We start from the raw sequence: 16205 nt of genomic DNA, 5'->3' as shown, positions 1-16205 counted from the left end.
CTTTCATGGTCCAGACTATCATAGTCTCTGGGCCACTCAGCGGGGGGCAGATCAGCGCCGTTTCCTCAACGCCATGGAGGAAAAAGATCAGCCAGTCGCGCATATGATGCCCGTCGCGCACCGCCATCAGGTGATCGACATAAGCTGTCTTGTTCCGCTCGAAATAGTCGGACAGATACAGCGCCGGCTTCGACAACAGCCCCTCTGACGCCAGATAGAGCGAGATCATCAGCCGCCCCAGCCGCCCATTGCCGTCCAGGAACGGGTGGATCGTCTCAAACTGATAATGCGCAATCGCGATGCGGATCAGCGGCGGGGCGAGTTCGGCGGGCGCGTGGAGGAATTTTTCCAGATCGCCCATCAGGTCGGGGACATGGTCGTGATGCGGCGGCACGAATGCCGCATTCTTCAGGCTGACCCCGATCCAGTTCTGGCTGACCCGGAATTCGCCCGGGCGCTTATTCTGTCCGCGAACGCCCTGAAGCAGGATCGCATGGGTGTCGCGGAGCAGGCGGTTGGACAGCGGCAGCGTCCGCAGCCCGTCGATCGCGAAATTGATCGCGCCGATATAATTCTGCACCTCGCCCCAATCATCCTGCACCTCCGGCGACAGGTCGGCGGCGTCCTTGAACGCATCCTCGATATTGGTCTGAGTCCCTTCGATCCGGCTCGACTGCGTCGCTTCCTTGGCGACATACATGCGGATGAAGAAGTCGATATCCGGGACCAGCTGGGCAAAGGCATCGAGCTGACCCAGCGCGCGATCCGCCTGCCCCAGCAACGCCAGCACGCGCGGGTCGTCGATCAGCCAAGGATGGTGGATCGGCGAGGGCAGGAAGCTGCGATATTCGCGCTGCTGCTCATGGGTGCCGGAACGATAGTCGGACAGGTTCATATGTCAGGTATATGCGCGTTTCTGACATAATCAACGACGCAATGTCAGAAGTTTGGCAGGACGCAACGGGCGGCATGAGAAACCCCGCCGGTTCCTCACATTAGCAACTTTGCTATGTCAAAAACCGGCGCAGCGGAGCGGTCATGCGGCCTTCTTGCCCTTCTTTGGCGTTGGCTGGTTCGCCGTCATCTTGGTGTACATTTCGAACAGCTTTTCCAGCCGTTCGGTGTCGTTGCGGAAGCGGCGTCCGATATAGATGCGTTCCAGCACTTCGTCATTTTCCTCATGCGCGCGGCGCAGGTCGTCGGGCATCGCGTCGGGATCATAGAGGTCGGCGATGGTCGCGGGGAAATGCGCCTCCCGCGCCAGCAGGATATTCTCCGCCGTGCGGGTGAGGTCGGCCTTGTCTTGCTCGGTTAAACGAGGCAGAGGAAAAGTGTTATACACGAGTGTATTAGAGTATCTTGGATCAGACTTTAAGCGCCCGGCCACGGCCTTTATCCAGGCCATGTGAAGTCTTGAAAGTAGAACGCTCAGTATGAATACATCGGCATCATATATAACTTGCAGCGCATCCGTCGCGATGGCTGGAGCATTTAACACTCCAACCGGAAGATATTCCCGGCGCTCCGTTGTCGTCCGAGGGATGACAAGCATATTTTCTTTTGGCTCCCGAACATATCGAAAGCGGTGAGGACAATCCACAAGACTTACAGCTACTTCTCCGGCATCACTGCGGTAGGCGCGAACAGAGTCAATGCGTGATTTAAATTCCGGGATCAAATCCGCCTGACCAATCTCGAAGTCCTTAACCCATATACAATACCGAGGGACCCCCTTAACAAAGTCTTCCGCGCCGTATACTGGGCGGAAGAAGGAGCTTGCGCCTTTGTGTCGCGCGACAATTTCTTCCATTTCAGTCTTTGACATTATCAGGTATCCACCATCAATGGCCTGATTTCCGGAAACCAATTCCGGACGAGCGCTGATGGGCGTGGTCGTTTTATCGACAATAACATTTTTGTTATTGGTCAGATAAGGCGATATGTTATCAACCTCGGTTCGTTGATTATTGCTGTCGAATATGGCTTTCGTCTTCAATGAATTAGAACTAAATCCAACTATAACGCAATGCACAGCGGCATTATTTGCAGCGCTATTCTTCCATTTAAAAGTTCTGTGGGCGAACGATATATCAATAGACCCGAGAACATTTCCCCAGAAAAGGGGGATTGATTGACCTTGGCAAACGGAGTTTGTCGCAACAAATGCGCCCTGCGCGCCGAAATCTCGACAATAACGGGCTGCACTCCAAAGCCATCCGCAGACATAGTCCAAACTGTTGACTCCGGAGAAACCTGACAAAGCACTTCTCAGGTCGTCCTTCTGTGAAATAGATTGCTCTCTTGCTCCTGTGAACGGCGGATTTCCGCAGATATACGTCTCCGTTGCTCCGCCATCTTCCAGCCCATTCTCCTCCAGCGCCAGCCGACCGGTCGGCCCGGCCAGATCCTGCTCCTCCACCAGAGTCGCGCCGACCGGCGGGCATACCTCCAGCCAGTCGAGCCGCAGCGCGTTGCCAACGGTGATCTGCCCCGTCTTGTGCAGCGGAAGCACCATCGCGCGCGCCTCCTGCTGGCTGAGATACAGGCAGTCCGCCTGAAACTCCGCGATCAGCAGCGCGAGCCGGGCGATCTCTGCCGCGAAGCCCTTGATCTCGATGCCATAGAAGTTGCTGAGCGGGATGACGCTGCGGCGATCGGCCAGCTTAAGGCTGGCTTCGCCGCCCAACCGGGTGACGATCTCCGCCTCGATCGCGCGCATTTGCTTATACGCGATCACCAGGAAATTACCCGATCCGCAGGCGGGATCGAACACGCGGATATTGCCCAGGCGACGGCGCAGATTGCGCAGCTTTGCCTTGCTGTCCCCCGCCGCCTCCAGCTGTTCGCGCAGATCGTCGAGGAACAGGGGGTTCAGCACCTTCAGGATGTTGGGCACGCTGGTATAATGCATGCCCAGCTCGCCGCGCTCACCATCGTCGGCGACCGCCTGGATCATCGATCCGAAGATGTCGGGGTTGATCTCCTTCCAGTCCAGCTCCCCCGCGCGCAGCAGGTATGCCCGCGCGGTGCGGCTGAACCGCGGACAATCGGTCGCGCCGGTGAACAGGCCGCCATTCACATAGGGGAAGACATCGGCATAGGGCCGGATGCCCGCTGCGCGGCGATAGCGATCGTCCAGATTGCCGTCGTGCGTGACCGGCGTGTCCATCGCGCGGAACAGCTCGGTCAGCACGATATGGGTGTTGCCCCACTGCTCGTCCCCCCTGCCATGGCCGGCCTGGCTCATCTGGGTGATGGTCGCGGTGAACTGACCCTCGCGGAAGATGCCGGTGTCCTCGGCGAAGAAGCAGAAGATAAGCCGCGCCATGAACTGGTTCAGCTCATGCCGCCGCTCGTCGGTCGCCCAGTCGGGATTGTCCTTGAGCAGCTCGACATACAGCTTGTTGAGGCGCCCGGTCGCCTTGACGTCGATCGGGTTGTTCTTGATCTCCTTGACCGTGGAGATGCCGGCGAGCGGCAGGAAGGTCGCGAAATGCCGGGGCAGGTCGGCATAGGGGCAGGCGACGACATCGCCGCGGACCAGATCCTCCGCCTCCACCGTGTCGCCATCGGTGGCGAGGATGAACTTGGCCTTAGCGCTGGCGGTCTTTGCGCTGGCGCGCAGGGCCGCGAGGGTCGCGGCGACCGCTCCCGATGGTGCGACCGCCAGATGGATGTTGTTGCGCCACAACACGCCCCCTGCGACATCCGAGGCATTCGAGTCGCCCTTGCGTAGCCGCTTGAGCGTCGTCTCCTTCGCGCCGAAGGCGGTGAGGAAGTGGAAGGGGAATTCGGCGGCATCGAACGGCTGGACGACCAGTTCCGATACGGCCTCTTCAATCTCGACGGCGTTCATACCGGGTAGCTGTCCACCGATGCGCGCGGGGCGTCAACGGGGTGCGGCGGTGGCGGCGGGGCGAAGGGTCAGAAATGGCCGAAATTTGTTCGCGAGCGAACGGGCAGGGTCAGCAAATATCGACCCCCATACCCCTTCAGAAAAGGGTGGTACCCTTCCTGAGGGGCGACAGATTGTCCCTTAATCCGGCGCTCGCCATTGTTTCAAACTTCCGGTTCAGGAACAGCCCCAGCGATCGCCCGGCCTCGCTCCTCAACCATCAGCACTGCGGCGCTGATCCGGGCGATGGTGCTGAGGGCGCTGAGAATTGCGAGGCGGGAAGCACGCGCTTGATCTTCCGGAAGTCGGCACCTCGGAGGATATGCCGCCCCCAGGCTTTGAGCAAATCCAGGCCGATTAGAAGGCAAGAAACATCGGCCCGGTCGAGTTCCGGCCCAAGCCTTCGAAGAGGGTCAGGCGGGGGCAAATGTCCCAAATGTCCCAAATGTCCCAAATGTCCAAATTGCCACTTTTGGGACATTTGGGACCCATGAAGGTGTCCCAAAAGTCCGTCCCCCCTATAAGGGGGGACTTTAGGACATCTTATCCTGGACTAACGAACCCGGTCTCGTCGACCACCAGGTGACCGCGCCTCAGAAAATCATTCACCTGCTTTCTCGCCACATTGCGGCGCTTATTTTGCTGCACATGTTCAAGGCTGGCCGCTCCCACTTCGATAGCCTCTTCAAGGGAAAGGGGACGGTTATGTGAGCAGATCGCGTTGAACACCGCTTTCTGTTGCGGCCCGGAGAGCTCCTTTCGAACAACGGTACGCTGAAGATCATAGCGCGCGACACAACTGGTGATGTGCTCGCCGTCAGCGTCAAAACCGAGCGGGACCACGTCGAGCGTAAACGGAACTTGAAAGTCGTCCGAACCGTCCTTGACCTTAGCCGCCTTCCAACTGCGGTACGTCCCCTCACGGCGGACCTCAATCGCGCCGTCCAAAGCGGCGTGGAGCGAGCTGTGACCGCGCATCCCCTTACCGGCGTCCTTGCCAGTGTGATGCACAACCAGAACCAAGCCCTCGGTCAGCTTCTGGAGGCGCTTCATGCCCCCGAGGACCTCTCCCATGTCCTTGCTGCTGTTCTCGTCCTTGCCCGGGGCGGCGCGATTGAAGGTGTCGACCATGATAACACCGCCTTTCGGCACGGCGGCAGCAAGGTCCTCGATGTCCCGAGGCTCCGCGAAGGAGAAACTTTCCGGGACCGCCGCGAAGTTTGCCGGGGTCATCTTGCCGTTCGCCTGTTCCCACGCCTCGATCCGGTTTCGAAGCCCTGCCTCACCCTCCAGCATGACATAGGTGACGGGGCAGCCACGGGTCTTGCGCCCGAACCAGTCCTCTCCGGCAGCAAGCCGCAATGCCAAGTCCAACGCCAGGAACGACTTGCCCGAGCCACTCGGCCCGAAAATGGCAGCGATGCCCTGCTTCGGAAAGATGCCCTTCACCAGCCACTCGATTTGCTTCTGATCCATGATCCCCGAGCGGTCGAGCAGCTGATAGCGGCTCGGTGACGCCGGTCGTTTCCAGCCTTGGTTCTCTGCGAGACGGAATACCGACTTCATCGTCACAGGATTGGGGTGATCCGGGTCATACTGGGACCAGGCGGCATTGAAGCTGGCCTCGTCGTATCGCGGGCTCAACTTGGACCAAGCCCGCAGCTTCGGTTCGGCTGCAGGCCCCCACTCACGCTGCGCGGCGAGGATCGTGCCGAACCAGTAAGCATCGGCTTCGATACTTCCGCTGCCGCGCCCCACGTCGGCCGAGAGGTGGGCGAGAACACTGTCCAGCAGCGCGATCGGCTCCGTCATCCGCGGCTCGAACTGAGCACGGGCATTGGGAACAATTCGGCGCGCAGACTGCGCCAGCCGTTCAAGGGCGTTGAGGTCCAGGCTCACAGTACCATCGCCTTTCGATACGGACGCTCATCGGTCGCCTGGCCCTTGTAGGCCACGGTCCCCAACACCTTGGTGATGCGGGAGGCGTTGTAGACCAACGGATCGACCTTGACGTCTGCGGTATCGAAATCGGCTGCGAGGCTCTCGAGGACCGCCTTGCACATCGCGCTCGAACGAATGTCATTCGGCAAATCCGCGAGAGGAAGGTAAAGGTGGATGCCGTTGCCGGACATGATCCGGGTCGGCGCTTCCCCGAGCAAGGACGTGACCCGCTCCTCAATGCGGCAGGAAACGCCCATTGCTGCGCGGATCTCATCGTTGGTCGCAGGCAGCTTGGTGTCGCCGGCGCGGTCGAGGTCGATGAGCAGTAGCCTGCGACACGCGATGTCCTTGTCCGAGACGGCGGAACCAGCGAACTCGGGCTTGATCGGGTTCAGGCAGGTGTAGATGTTGTATCCACCGGCGTTGAGACGCCCAGCCTCTGCGGCAAATGCGGCCCACCGATCCTTGACCTTTGGATAATCGGTCGCGTGGAAGTTCAGGTTGATTGCCGGGTGCCCCTTGCGGATCGCCCGGAGCGTGATCGGATTGCGCTCACCGATGCGGAAAAGCGCCTGAAGCTGCTGAAGTTCTTCCTGGGTCACGGCTTCACCTCGCCGCGCAGAAAGGCATCGACGTCGTTCTTGTCGTAACGGACGGCACCACCTACTCGGTAGTACTTCGGTCCAGTTCCGGCCCAGCGCCATTTGGTCAGCGTCTCGGGTTTGATATTCAGATATGCGGCTGCGTCTTTTGTAGTAAGGAGCATTCAATTAACCTCAAGCGGTGCCCCCGCTTGGCCGATGAGCGCTTCTAGTTCTTGATGATCATTGATCCAGATAGATCTGGACGCACCAGAATTAACCTACACTCCTGTAAGTAATGAATGCGCGTCGACCTGGCCGACTGTTGCGCTTGACCAGGAAGACGAAAATTCGTCCATGTCTAGGCTACGCTTCTTGTGATCTAAACGTGACTATTGGCATGGTCGCGATTTTTTCGGCGCATGCCGCTTGACCGCTGAGTCCACACGACTCATATGCGCCGGTGAATTCGAAGGGCGCCAACTCCTGCGAGTTCACAGCGGACCGACCCGGCGCGCCAACGCCGAGCCGGCCCTGACCAACAACTGATCGGACAAGGATCGAGTCGATGGCTATCGAAGCCCTTAGCGCGTCGCATGATGCGTGGAATACCCAATACGCCCACTATCTGAGCCTGACCCAGCAGCTGGAGCAGGCCCCTGCGCTTGAACATGATGCGCTCGAGCGGGCACGTGTCGATGTGCAGGAAGAGCTCATGACGCTCCCGGCGCCGACGCTCATCGCCGTCTTGCACAAGCTCGAGATCCGCTGGGAAAACCAGCTCTCTTCGGGCGACGAACGGCGTCTGATCCTCGAAGACCTTTCTGACCTGATCCAGGCCCAGAGCGCGCTGCTCGGCGCCTAACCGCATCCCCACTCCAAGCACGGCCTCCCGCTGCGTGTCAGCGGGTTGGTCGGCGTGCGTCTTCGAAAGCAACTCAGATGATCCCCAATCACGTCATGAACGAAGTCCTGCGTCGCCTGACCGACGCCCAAACCCGCAAGCTGGCCCGCTCGGTCAAGCTGGACCCGGATCAGGCGGTCCCATCGCCTCTGATGCAGGCGTCCAGGCCCCAGCCATTGGAGGGTGAAATCGACTTCGACATCACGATCATGGCGCTCGGCAACGCAGTGACTTGGCCCGCGAAGATGCTGTGGGCAGGAGAGCTGCATGGCCACGGCCTCCAGATGCAGAGCTCGCTGCACATCCTGATCCCGACACGCGAAGACGACCCGGCGTTCCTCTGGGACGGCTTCGATTACCGGATGCTGCCCCCGGCTGCTGACGATCGGCTCTTCGAGCTCGCCGAAGAGGCGGCACGGTCTGCTGCGGCATCTGCGGGAAAATCGAACCCATAACCTAGCTTCGGTGTTCGGAAGGGGTTCTCTGCGATGGAATGCTCCAATAGCTGGACTGCTCCCGAAATTCTGGAGCCAACCGTGACCCACCGCATCCCCCCCAATCCGCCCACCGAAGCCTCGCCTCCGGCCGACGCTCCGCGCGCGCTCACAATCGTGGCCGGAGGTCGGACGTGCCGGTGATCCACGACTTGGCCGACAAGCTGAGGAAGGCGGCGCGCAACGGGAGCCGCCTTCGCCTCGACCAGCCGCACGTCAGGGCGTTGCTCTCGCCCCGCATCTACGAAGTCATCGCCTCTCTCGAAGCTGAAGAACTCAACGCCCTATGCCTGCAAGACAACGAACCGGCCGAACGAAAGACGCCCCCCCTGCTGCGCGTTTTCAGCTCGGAGACTTCTGGCTCTGGTATCGGCGGGACCGCGATGACTGGAGTATTTGCTGGTACGACGCAGGGAGAGACGGCGAGCGAGGTCGGACACGCCGCAAGTCGCTCGGCATCAGCGGCGGTGATGCAGATCACCCGCCAAAGGCAGCCCAAGACGCCCTAGCCGAGCACTATCTGGCAATGCAGCGGCCGGTGCAGGCACCTGTGGCCTCGGTGTTTGTCGAAAAGATCATGGCCGACTGGCTGCTCGAGCACGCTCAACCCAAACTGAAGGACCCGGTCCGCTACGCGAACGGCGTATCGCATTGGCAGGCCTTCTTTATGGACGAGCAGCGGGCGGGGCGGTTGATTGGGCCCCGACGGTCGCCGACATCAATGCCGCGTTGGTCGAACGCTTTCACGCTTGGCGCGCTGCGCAGGGCGTGAGCGGTCACACTATTTCACGTGACACCGCAGCCCTGCGGCAGCCGCTGAACTGGGCTTGGAAGCGCAACATGATTGCGTCCTCTCCACACATTCCCGATGTTCAGTCGAAGGGCGATCCCCGCGACCTTGTCTATACAATCGACCAGATCGCAGCCCTTCTCGAGGCGGCATGGGCGCGTGAGGACCGCCGGCACATTCACATGTTCGCCATGATAATGCTGAGCACGAACGCGCGCGTGGAGGCGGTGCTCGAACTGGACAAGGACACGCAGCTCCGTAACGGGATCATCTATTTCAACGCTCCCGGTCGCCGTCAGACCAAGAAGCGGCGATCGACCGTGCCCGTCTGCCCGACGCTGGCGCCGTGGCTCGAAATCTACCCCGGCCGCGCGATCCAATGGCACCGCCGCTACGTGGATCGCGCCACTGGTGAGCGCCGCACCGAACTGCGACCCACCGAAAGCATCAAGAAAGCGTTCGAGAAGACCTTGATCGAGGCAGGCATTTGCGAACACGCACGCGACGTCGAAGGTGATGATATCTGGCTACCGCCACGAGCTAAGCTAGGTGAAACCGTGCCGCGCCCCAAGCTGGTCGGCCTTGGCTCCCCAAACACGCTACGGCATACCATCACTACCGAGATGCATCGTCGTGGCGTCCCTGAAGCACAGATTGAAACGGCTGCGGGGCATCGCGGCCAAGGCACCAATGCCTATCACTACCGCCACCTGAGGCCTGAGTATCTTCGCGAGTTTGTGGACGGCGTGGAGTCGCTGTGGGACGACGTCGGCAAGCTGACCAAGGTCCATCTGCGATACCAGTGCGATACCAAAATCATCGACATGGCGCCGCGCATCAGGCGACCCTGATAAAAATCATTATTTTTCAGATGATTAAATGGTGCCGCTTACAGGACTCGAACCTGTGACCCCCGCATTACGAATGCGATGCTCTACCAACTGAGCTAAAGCGGCATACCCGGCGTTCGCCGCCGGGGAAGGTGGCGGCGCTTATCAGCCTTGTTGCTAGCTGACAAGCGTTGCCGAAGCGTTGCCGTCGCGGGATTTGCCGATCGGGCGCCTTTACGCAGTGTTTACCACATCCGGGGCAGAGTCGCTGCGAAGAAGGGCCCGTTGCCCTTTGTGGAGCATGCGCATGGACACCGCCCGCGGACTCGATGATCGTCCCGACACCGATCATGACGACACCGGCGTCAGCGATTCGGGGCCTGGCACGCATCGGCTATCGATCGGTACCGACGAGCGTCGCATGCATGTGCGCGCTTATAATCACTGGGTTTCGCTGCTGCAGGGGCGGCCCTATCCGTCGATCGAAGACCTGAACCCCGGCAATATCGCCGATTTCGGTCCGCACAGCGTGCTGCTCGATTTCAGCAAGGGGATCGAGGATCCGGCGATTCGCTATCTCGGCGCGTCGCTGCGCGAGGAATGCGGCGTCACATCGGACATCACCCATGTCGGCGAGGTGCCCAGCCGTTCGCTGCTGTCGCGCCTGACCGACCATTATCTTCAGATCATCGCGAATCGCGCGCCGATCGGCTTCGAAGCGGAGTTCGTCGGCCAGCGCGGGCACAACACCCTCTATCGCGGCATTCTGATGCCGTTTTCGTCCGACTCCGACACGATCGATTTCATCTATGGCGTAATCAACTGGAAGGAACTGGTCGACGCCGAAACCCAGGCGAAGCTGGAGCGCGAGGTTGAAGAAGCCCGCCGCACCGCGCCTGCCCCGGTCACCGCCGCGCCGGTCTGGGCCGATGGCCCCAGCGCCGGCTTTGGCGAGAGCGTCGCGGTCGAGGCCGCGCCTGCACTCGACACGGTCGAACTCGCCACCGCCGATACGCTGGCGGACCGGTTGCTGATCGCGCGCGAAAGCGCCGCCGCCGCTCGCGCTGCCGATACGCGCAGCCGCTCGTCGCTCTACCGCGCCCTCTCGCGTGCCTATGATTTCGCCCGCGCGTCGGAACGCCATGCCGAGGACTATGCCGAACTGCTGGCCGATGCGGGGATTGCGGTGCAGCCTCGGGCGCCGATGACGGCTGCGGCCAAACTCGTTTTCGGCGCGGATTACGACAAGACCCGGCTGACCGAGTTCGCTGCCGTCATGACCCATGCCCGCCGCCAGGATGTGGCCGAAGGCGGGCTGGACGCGTTCATCAGCGCGGCGGATGGTGGCATCAAGGGGATCGTCAAGGCAGAGCGCGCGCTGCGCAAGCCTGCGCCCCAACCCGATCTGTTCGACCAGGTCCGCGCCGAACTGCGCGCGCGCCCGGCACTCGCGCATGTCCAGATGGATGCCGGTGCGCAGGAATTCGTGCTGCTGCTCGCCCGCGCCGGTGCCGATGGCGAACTCGATATCGTTGCGCGGATCGATGACGACGCGGCGCTCGCCAACCGCGCGCTGCGCAAGGCCGCCGCATGACTAGCTGATCCTCCCTGAAGCCTTCTCCCAAGCTGCGCGCGAACTGGTCGAAAACACCGGTTCGCGCGCATTTTTTTGTGCTCCGATATCGCTACCTGGGCAATTTAGTCTCAAATGTTACTGTGCAGTGCAGCAAGCCTTGAGCCGCGCGCGCTGCGGGCGCATAGCGCCATTCCATGAGCAAGACGCCGATCAAGTCGCTCGCCGAGGCCGTCGATGCGCGCCTCATCGATGGGGCCCTGCCGGGGGAGCTGGAGGGGTTCGATGACACCGCCCGCGCCGCGGCCGCAAGGTTCGTGGCGGAGGCCGCGGCGACGCGCGCGCCCGGCACGCCGGGGATCGCGCTCGAAACCGGACTGGGCGAAGACAGCCGCGCGATGCGGTTGGCGGTGGTCAATGACGACATGCCGTTCCTGGTCGATTCGATCGCCGCGACCATCGCTGCGCACGACATCGCGATCCGGCGCATCATCCATCCCGTCGTCGCGGTCGAGCGCGCGGGCGATGGCACGCTGGCCGGAATCGGCAGCGGCGGTTCGCGCGAATCGATGGTCTATCTCGAGCTGGAGCGCGCCGATGCGCGCGACCGCACCGGCCTGGTCCGCGATCTCGAGCGCAATCTGGGCCATGTCCGCGCCGCGGTGACCGACTGGACCGAGTTGCGCCGCGCGATGAGCGACGACGCCAACAAGATCGCCGATGCCGAGGGCGCCGCGCTGCTGCGCTGGTTCCAGGGCGGCAGCATGACGCTGGTCGGCCACGAAAACTGGCACCGCGACGGGACCGTGACCGATGCGGCGGGCATTTGCCGCATGGACCTCGACACGCCGTTGCTCGCCGAAACCTCGCGCCAGGCGGCGATCGAATGGTTCGAACAGGGCGGCCAGCCGCCGCTGCTGCTCAAGTCCAATTTCATTTCGACCGTCCATCGCCGCGCGCCGATCGATCTGGTGCTGGTGCCGTTGCGCGAAGGCCCGCGCGTCACCGGCCTGTCGATCCATGCCGGCCTGTGGACCAGTGCCGCGCTGCATTCCACGCCCGACGAAGTGCCGATGCTGCGCGCGCGCATCGCCAGCCTTGAGGGCAAGTTCGGGTTCGACCCGCGCGGCCATACCGGCAAGGCGCTGGCGCATGCCCTGACCGGCCTGCCGCACGACCTGACCACCGCCTTCCCGGCCGAAGCGCTGGAGCAGATCGCGCTGACCGCCATGTCGGTCACCGATCGCCCGCGCCCGAAGCTGGTGATGATCCGCAGCGCGCTGGGCCGCCATCTCTTCGCATTCGTCTGGCTGCCGCGCGACGAGGTGTCGACCGGGCGGCGTGTGGCGATTGGCGAGATGCTGACGCGCGCGGCGCATGCCTCGCTGCTCAGCTGGTCGATCGCGCTGGAGGACGGACCGGTCGCGCTGCTGCGCTACACGCTCGACCTGCGTGGCGAGGGGCGGATGCCCGATGCCGCCGCGCTCGACCTTGAGCTGGAGCGGATGGTGCGCGGGTGGCTGCCCGCGGTCGAAGTCGCACTGCGCGACGATGGCGCGACACCCTCGCGCGCGGCGCGGCTGGCGCTGCGCTATGCCCCGGCCTTCCCGTTCGGCTATCGCAACGGCAACCCGCCCGAGGAAGCCGCGCGCGACATCGTGCGCATCGCCGGGCTGGGCGACACGCAAGCACGCTCGGTCCGCATCTACGACCATCATGGCAAGCTGCGGATCAAGCTCTATCGCCTCGGCGGCCCACTGCCTTTGTCCGACGCGGTGCCGGTGTTCGAGAATTTCGGCTTCCGCGTGATCGAGGAGCTGCCGACCGCGCTGGCCGGCGATGCCGACGCCTTCATCCATGATTTCGAGGTCGAACTCCCCGGCGGCGGGACGCTGAAGGGCGATGTCGCGACGGTCGAGGGCGCGATTGCCGCCGTGCTCGAACTGCGCGCGGAGAATGACGCGTTCAACCGCCTGATCGTCGAGGCGGGGCTGGCGCCGGCATCGGTGGTGCTGCTGCGCGCGTGGTTCCGCTATCTGCGCCAGACCGGCCTCAGCTATGGCCTGGTCACGGTGGTCGAGGCGCTGCGCCGTGCGCCGGCCGTCGCCACCGCTCTGGTCGACCGCTTCGCCGCCGCGCATGATCCGGCACGCGCCAAGGACAGCGCCGCCGCTATCGCCGCCGCCGATTCCGCGATCGCTGCCGGCCTCGACGCGGTCAGCGCGATCGACGACGACCGTATCCTGCGCGCGATTGCGGGGGTGATCCGCGCGACGCTGCGCACCAACGCCTATGCCCCCGCCGCCGCCGAAGCGCTGGCGTTCAAGCTGGACAGCAGCCGCGTGCCGAACCTGCCCGCGCCGTTGCCGTGGCGCGAGATCTGGGTCTACTCGCCGCGGGTCGAGGGCATCCATCTGCGCGCCGGCCCGGTCGCGCGCGGCGGGCTGCGCTGGTCCGACCGGCGCGACGATTTCCGCACCGAAATCCTCGGCCTGATGAAGGCGCAGCGGGTGAAGAACGCCGTGATCGTGCCGACCGGCGCGAAGGGCGGTTTCTATCCCAAGCAGCTTCCCAGCCCCACCATCGACCGCGATGCGTGGTTCGAGGAGGGCAAGGAAAGCTACCGCATCTTCATCCGGTCGCTGCTGTCGATCACCGACAATATCGTCAGCGGTTCGGTGGTGCACCCCGACAGCGTCGTGATTCATGACGGCGAAGACCCCTATTTCGTGGTCGCCGCCGACAAGGGCACCGCGACCTTCAGCGACGTGGCCAATGCGATCGCGATCGAGCGCGGCTTCTGGCTGGGCGACGCCTTCGCCAGCGGCGGGTCGGTCGGCTATGACCATAAGGCGATGGGCATCACCGCCAAGGGCGCGTGGGTCAGCGTCCAGCGCCACTTCCTGGAAATGGGCACCGACGTCCAGACGCAGAGCATCCGCGTCGCGGGTTGCGGCGACATGTCGGGCGACGTGTTCGGCAACGGCATGCTGCTCAGCAAGGCGATCAAGCTGGTCGCGGCGTTCGACCATCGCCACATCTTCCTCGACCCCGATCCCGATCCGGCGGCAAGCTGGGCCGAGCGGCAGCGCATGTTCAACCTGCCGCGGTCGAGCTGGGCGGATTATGATCCGTCGCTGATTTCGGCGGGCGGCGGCGTGTTCGCGCGGTCGGAAAAGTCAATCAAGCTGACCCCGGAAGTCCGCGCGGCGCTGGGCATCGAGGCGGAAGAGATGGAGCCGAATGCGCTCATCTCCGCGATCCTCAAGGCACCGGTCGACCTGCTGTGGTTCGGCGGCATCGGCACCTATGTGAAGGCCGCCGCCGAAGCGCATATCGAGGTGGGCGACCCCGCCAATGACCGCCTGCGCGTCAATGCCGAGGATCTGCGCGCGCGCGCGATCGGCGAGGGTGCGAACCTCGGCGTCACCCAGGCGGCGCGCATCGCCTTTTCGATGCGCGGCGGGCGGCTCAATACCGACTTCATCGACAATTCGGCGGGCGTCGATTGTTCGGACAATGAGGTCAACATCAAGATCGCGCTCAACCGCGAGGTGATCGAGGGTCGCCTGGAGATGGGCGACCGCAACACGCTGCTGGCGTCGATGACCGACGATGTCGCGCATCTGGTGCTGGAGGATAATCGCCTGCAGACGCTGGCGCTGTCGTTCCTGGAGAATGACGGGCCGGTCGCGGTGCCGAGCTTCGTGCGGCTGACCGAAATCCTCGAGGCCGGCGGCCGGCTCGACCGCGCGGTCGAGGGGCTGGCGACCAACGAGGAATATCTGCGCCGGGCGCAGGACGGCGCGGGGCTGACCCGTCCCGAACTCGCCGTGCTGCTCGCAACGTCGAAGCTGGCACTGCAGGATGCGATCGAGACCGGCGGACTGGGCCTCGACCCGGCGCTCGAGCCCGACCTGATCGCCGCCTTCCCGCCCGCGATGCGCGAGACGTTCAGGACCGCGATCCTCGAGCACCGCCTGCGCGGCGAGATCGTCGCGACCAAGCTCGCCAACCGCATCGTCAACCGGCTTGGCGTGCTGCACCCGTTCGAGCTGGCCGAAGAGGAAGGCGCATCGCTGCGCGACATCGCGATGATGTTCGTGGTGACCGAGCGGCTGTTCGGCCTGCAGCCGCTGTGGGCGGAGATCGAGACTGCGGCGATGAGCGAGGGCGCGCGCCTGGCAGTGCTCGACGAGATTGCGGTCGCCACGCGCGCGCAGATCGCCGACCTGCTCCGCGTCTGCCGCCCGGGCGAGGACATCAGCGCGGTGCTGGCGCGCCTGAAGCCCGGCATCGACAGCCTCGACCGCCAGGCCAAGACGCTGCTCAAGGAAGAGGCGCTGGCGCAGTCAGGCCGCATCGCCGCGCAGCTGGAGGCGGCGGGTGCACCGGCAGAGCTGGTCGCGAAGATCGTGCGCATCTTCGAACTCGACGGCGCGGTGGGCCTGGCCGATCTCGGCCAGCGGCGCGGTATCGGTGAGACCGAGCTGACCCATGCCTTCACCCATCTGGGGCAGGCGCTCGGCCTCGACTGGGCACAGGCCAATGCCGCGCGCATCGTCGCGGGCGACCCGTGGGAGCGGCTGCTGATCGCGGGCCTCGCGCGCGACTTCCAGCAATTGCGGCTGGAGTTCCTGGCACGCGGGACCGGCACGAACCCGCTGGCCGAGGTCGAAACCTGGCTGGCCGAGCATGCCGCGCGTGTCGCGCAGTTCGTGACCCTGGTCGAGCGGGCGAAAAAGGCCCCGGCACCGAACGCGGCGATGCTCGCGCAGATCGCCGGGCAGGCCCGGGTGCTGCTGGGGCGGTGAATTGAAAAACGGACGGGGGCAAGATCATGCGACATGTGTGAACTTGCCCCCTTCTGACTGATGCTCTATACGCCCATTGTAACCAAATAGGTTATTGTAGGAAAGCGCGGGGCGTAAAGCGGGGGATTTCTGCGGGTTTTGAGCCGATAGCAGGCACGTCAACCGAGCAGAAACGGGTAGGCATCGGGTCGACGAAGCCCGGGATGCGGAACCACGTGATGCGAACATGTCGCGGGATAGCGCGGCATGGGGCTACGCACGGATGCGACAAGTCTCCTCGCGGATGTCACACAGGTCATGACTCGCGATTCCTCCCCTGAGCTTGCTAAGGGGAGGGGGACCGCCGCCGCAGGCGGTGGTGGAGGGGCGGCCGCGCAGACGGC

The 16205-nt window shown here is 63.4% G+C and carries 12 protein-coding genes and 1 tRNA gene; 7 read left to right on the top strand and 6 right to left on the bottom strand.

Annotation, left to right across the window (positions count from 1 at the left end):
* The 5 genes from AX681_RS16895 to AX681_RS21575 form a co-directional block, all read right to left on the bottom strand.
* Positions 1 to 895 (bottom strand): Fic family protein (locus AX681_RS16895; protein ID WP_066658422.1); only part of this gene is annotated, 895 nt, incomplete at its 3' end.
* A gap of 141 nt (positions 896 to 1036) precedes the next feature.
* Entirely contained in the window at positions 1037 to 3856 is a 2820-nt protein-coding gene (locus AX681_RS16890; RefSeq protein WP_066682521.1) for a class I SAM-dependent DNA methyltransferase, read from the bottom strand.
* Between the two features lie 582 nt (positions 3857 to 4438).
* Positions 4439 to 5794 (bottom strand): AAA family ATPase, encoded by a 1356-nt coding sequence (locus AX681_RS16885; protein WP_156442711.1) that lies wholly within the window; start codon positions 5792 to 5794, stop codon positions 4439 to 4441.
* Complete coding sequence (locus AX681_RS16880) at positions 5791 to 6438, bottom strand: hypothetical protein (RefSeq protein WP_066659675.1); 648 nt, start codon at positions 6436 to 6438, stop codon at positions 5791 to 5793. Before AX681_RS16880 ends, AX681_RS16885 begins: the two co-directional genes overlap by 4 nt.
* Positions 6435 to 6602 (bottom strand): helix-turn-helix domain-containing protein, encoded by a 168-nt coding sequence (locus AX681_RS21575; protein ID WP_082737934.1) that lies wholly within the window; start codon positions 6600 to 6602, stop codon positions 6435 to 6437. The genes AX681_RS16880 and AX681_RS21575 overlap by 4 nt, the downstream gene beginning before the upstream one ends.
* Positions 6603 to 6985: 383 nt before the next feature.
* Here AX681_RS21575 and AX681_RS16875 point away from each other — a divergent pair, with 383 nt between their 5' ends.
* The 5 genes from AX681_RS16875 (at position 6986) to AX681_RS16855 (ending at position 9456) form a co-directional block, all read left to right on the top strand.
* On the top strand, positions 6986 to 7282 hold the full coding sequence (locus tag AX681_RS16875) for a hypothetical protein (RefSeq protein WP_066659678.1): 297 nt from the start codon (positions 6986 to 6988) through the stop codon (positions 7280 to 7282).
* Between the two features lie 95 nt (positions 7283 to 7377).
* Positions 7378 to 7776: a hypothetical protein gene (locus tag AX681_RS16870; RefSeq protein ID WP_156456125.1), complete on the top strand. Its 399-nt coding sequence runs from the start codon at positions 7378 to 7380 to the stop codon at positions 7774 to 7776.
* Between the two features lie 173 nt (positions 7777 to 7949).
* A complete protein-coding gene (locus AX681_RS16865) occupies positions 7950 to 8324 on the top strand; it encodes a hypothetical protein (RefSeq protein WP_066659681.1) in 375 nt (124 codons plus the stop codon).
* A 17-nt stretch (positions 8325 to 8341) separates the two neighbouring features.
* Positions 8342 to 8587 (top strand): hypothetical protein, encoded by a 246-nt coding sequence (locus tag AX681_RS16860; RefSeq protein WP_066659684.1) that lies wholly within the window; start codon positions 8342 to 8344, stop codon positions 8585 to 8587.
* Entirely contained in the window at positions 8545 to 9456 is a 912-nt protein-coding gene (locus AX681_RS16855; protein ID WP_156456123.1) for a tyrosine-type recombinase/integrase, read from the top strand. Before AX681_RS16860 ends, AX681_RS16855 begins: the two co-directional genes overlap by 43 nt.
* A 29-nt stretch (positions 9457 to 9485) precedes the next feature.
* On the opposite strand, the gene AX681_RS16850 is transcribed toward AX681_RS16855, so the two are convergent.
* A tRNA-Thr gene (locus tag AX681_RS16850) sits at positions 9486 to 9561 on the bottom strand.
* A 181-nt stretch (positions 9562 to 9742) separates the two neighbouring features.
* Here AX681_RS16850 and AX681_RS16845 point away from each other — a divergent pair.
* Together AX681_RS16845 and AX681_RS16840 are read left to right on the top strand one after the other, a co-directional pair.
* The gene (locus tag AX681_RS16845) at positions 9743 to 11029 is read left to right on the top strand and encodes a PAS domain-containing protein (protein ID WP_066659687.1); all 1287 of its coding nucleotides are present in this window, start codon (positions 9743 to 9745) and stop codon (positions 11027 to 11029) included.
* Between the two features lie 176 nt (positions 11030 to 11205).
* Positions 11206 to 15822, top strand: a complete 4617-nt coding sequence (locus tag AX681_RS16840; RefSeq protein ID WP_066682520.1) for an NAD-glutamate dehydrogenase — start codon at positions 11206 to 11208, stop codon at positions 15820 to 15822.
* Positions 15823 to 16205: the final 383 nt, after the last annotated feature.

Origin of the sequence: Sphingomonas sp. CCH9-E2, assembly GCF_001557215.1 — a bacterium.
In the GTDB taxonomy this organism is placed as follows: Bacteria; Pseudomonadota; Alphaproteobacteria; order Sphingomonadales; family Sphingomonadaceae; genus Sphingomonas.
Note: the sequence above shows the minus strand (reverse complement) of the source record. Positions and strands in the feature narration are given on the sequence as shown.

Bases quoted from the DNA above. Each gene is read 5' to 3' on its own strand.
- AX681_RS21575 (WP_082737934.1), bottom strand. From the start codon at position 6,602: ATGCTCCTTACTACAAAAGACGCAGCCGCATATCTGAATATCAAACCC.
- AX681_RS16845 (WP_066659687.1), top strand. From the start codon at position 9,743: ATGGACACCGCCCGCGGACTCGATGATCGTCCCGACACCGATCATGAC.
- AX681_RS16890 (WP_066682521.1), bottom strand. From the start codon at position 3,856: ATGAACGCCGTCGAGATTGAAGAGGCCGTATCGGAACTGGTCGTCCAG.
- AX681_RS16875 (WP_066659678.1), top strand. From the start codon at position 6,986: ATGGCTATCGAAGCCCTTAGCGCGTCGCATGATGCGTGGAATACCCAA.
- AX681_RS16870 (WP_156456125.1), top strand. From the start codon at position 7,378: ATGAACGAAGTCCTGCGTCGCCTGACCGACGCCCAAACCCGCAAGCTG.
- AX681_RS16860 (WP_066659684.1), top strand. From the start codon at position 8,342: ATGCAGCGGCCGGTGCAGGCACCTGTGGCCTCGGTGTTTGTCGAAAAG.
- AX681_RS16840 (WP_066682520.1), top strand. From the start codon at position 11,206: ATGAGCAAGACGCCGATCAAGTCGCTCGCCGAGGCCGTCGATGCGCGC.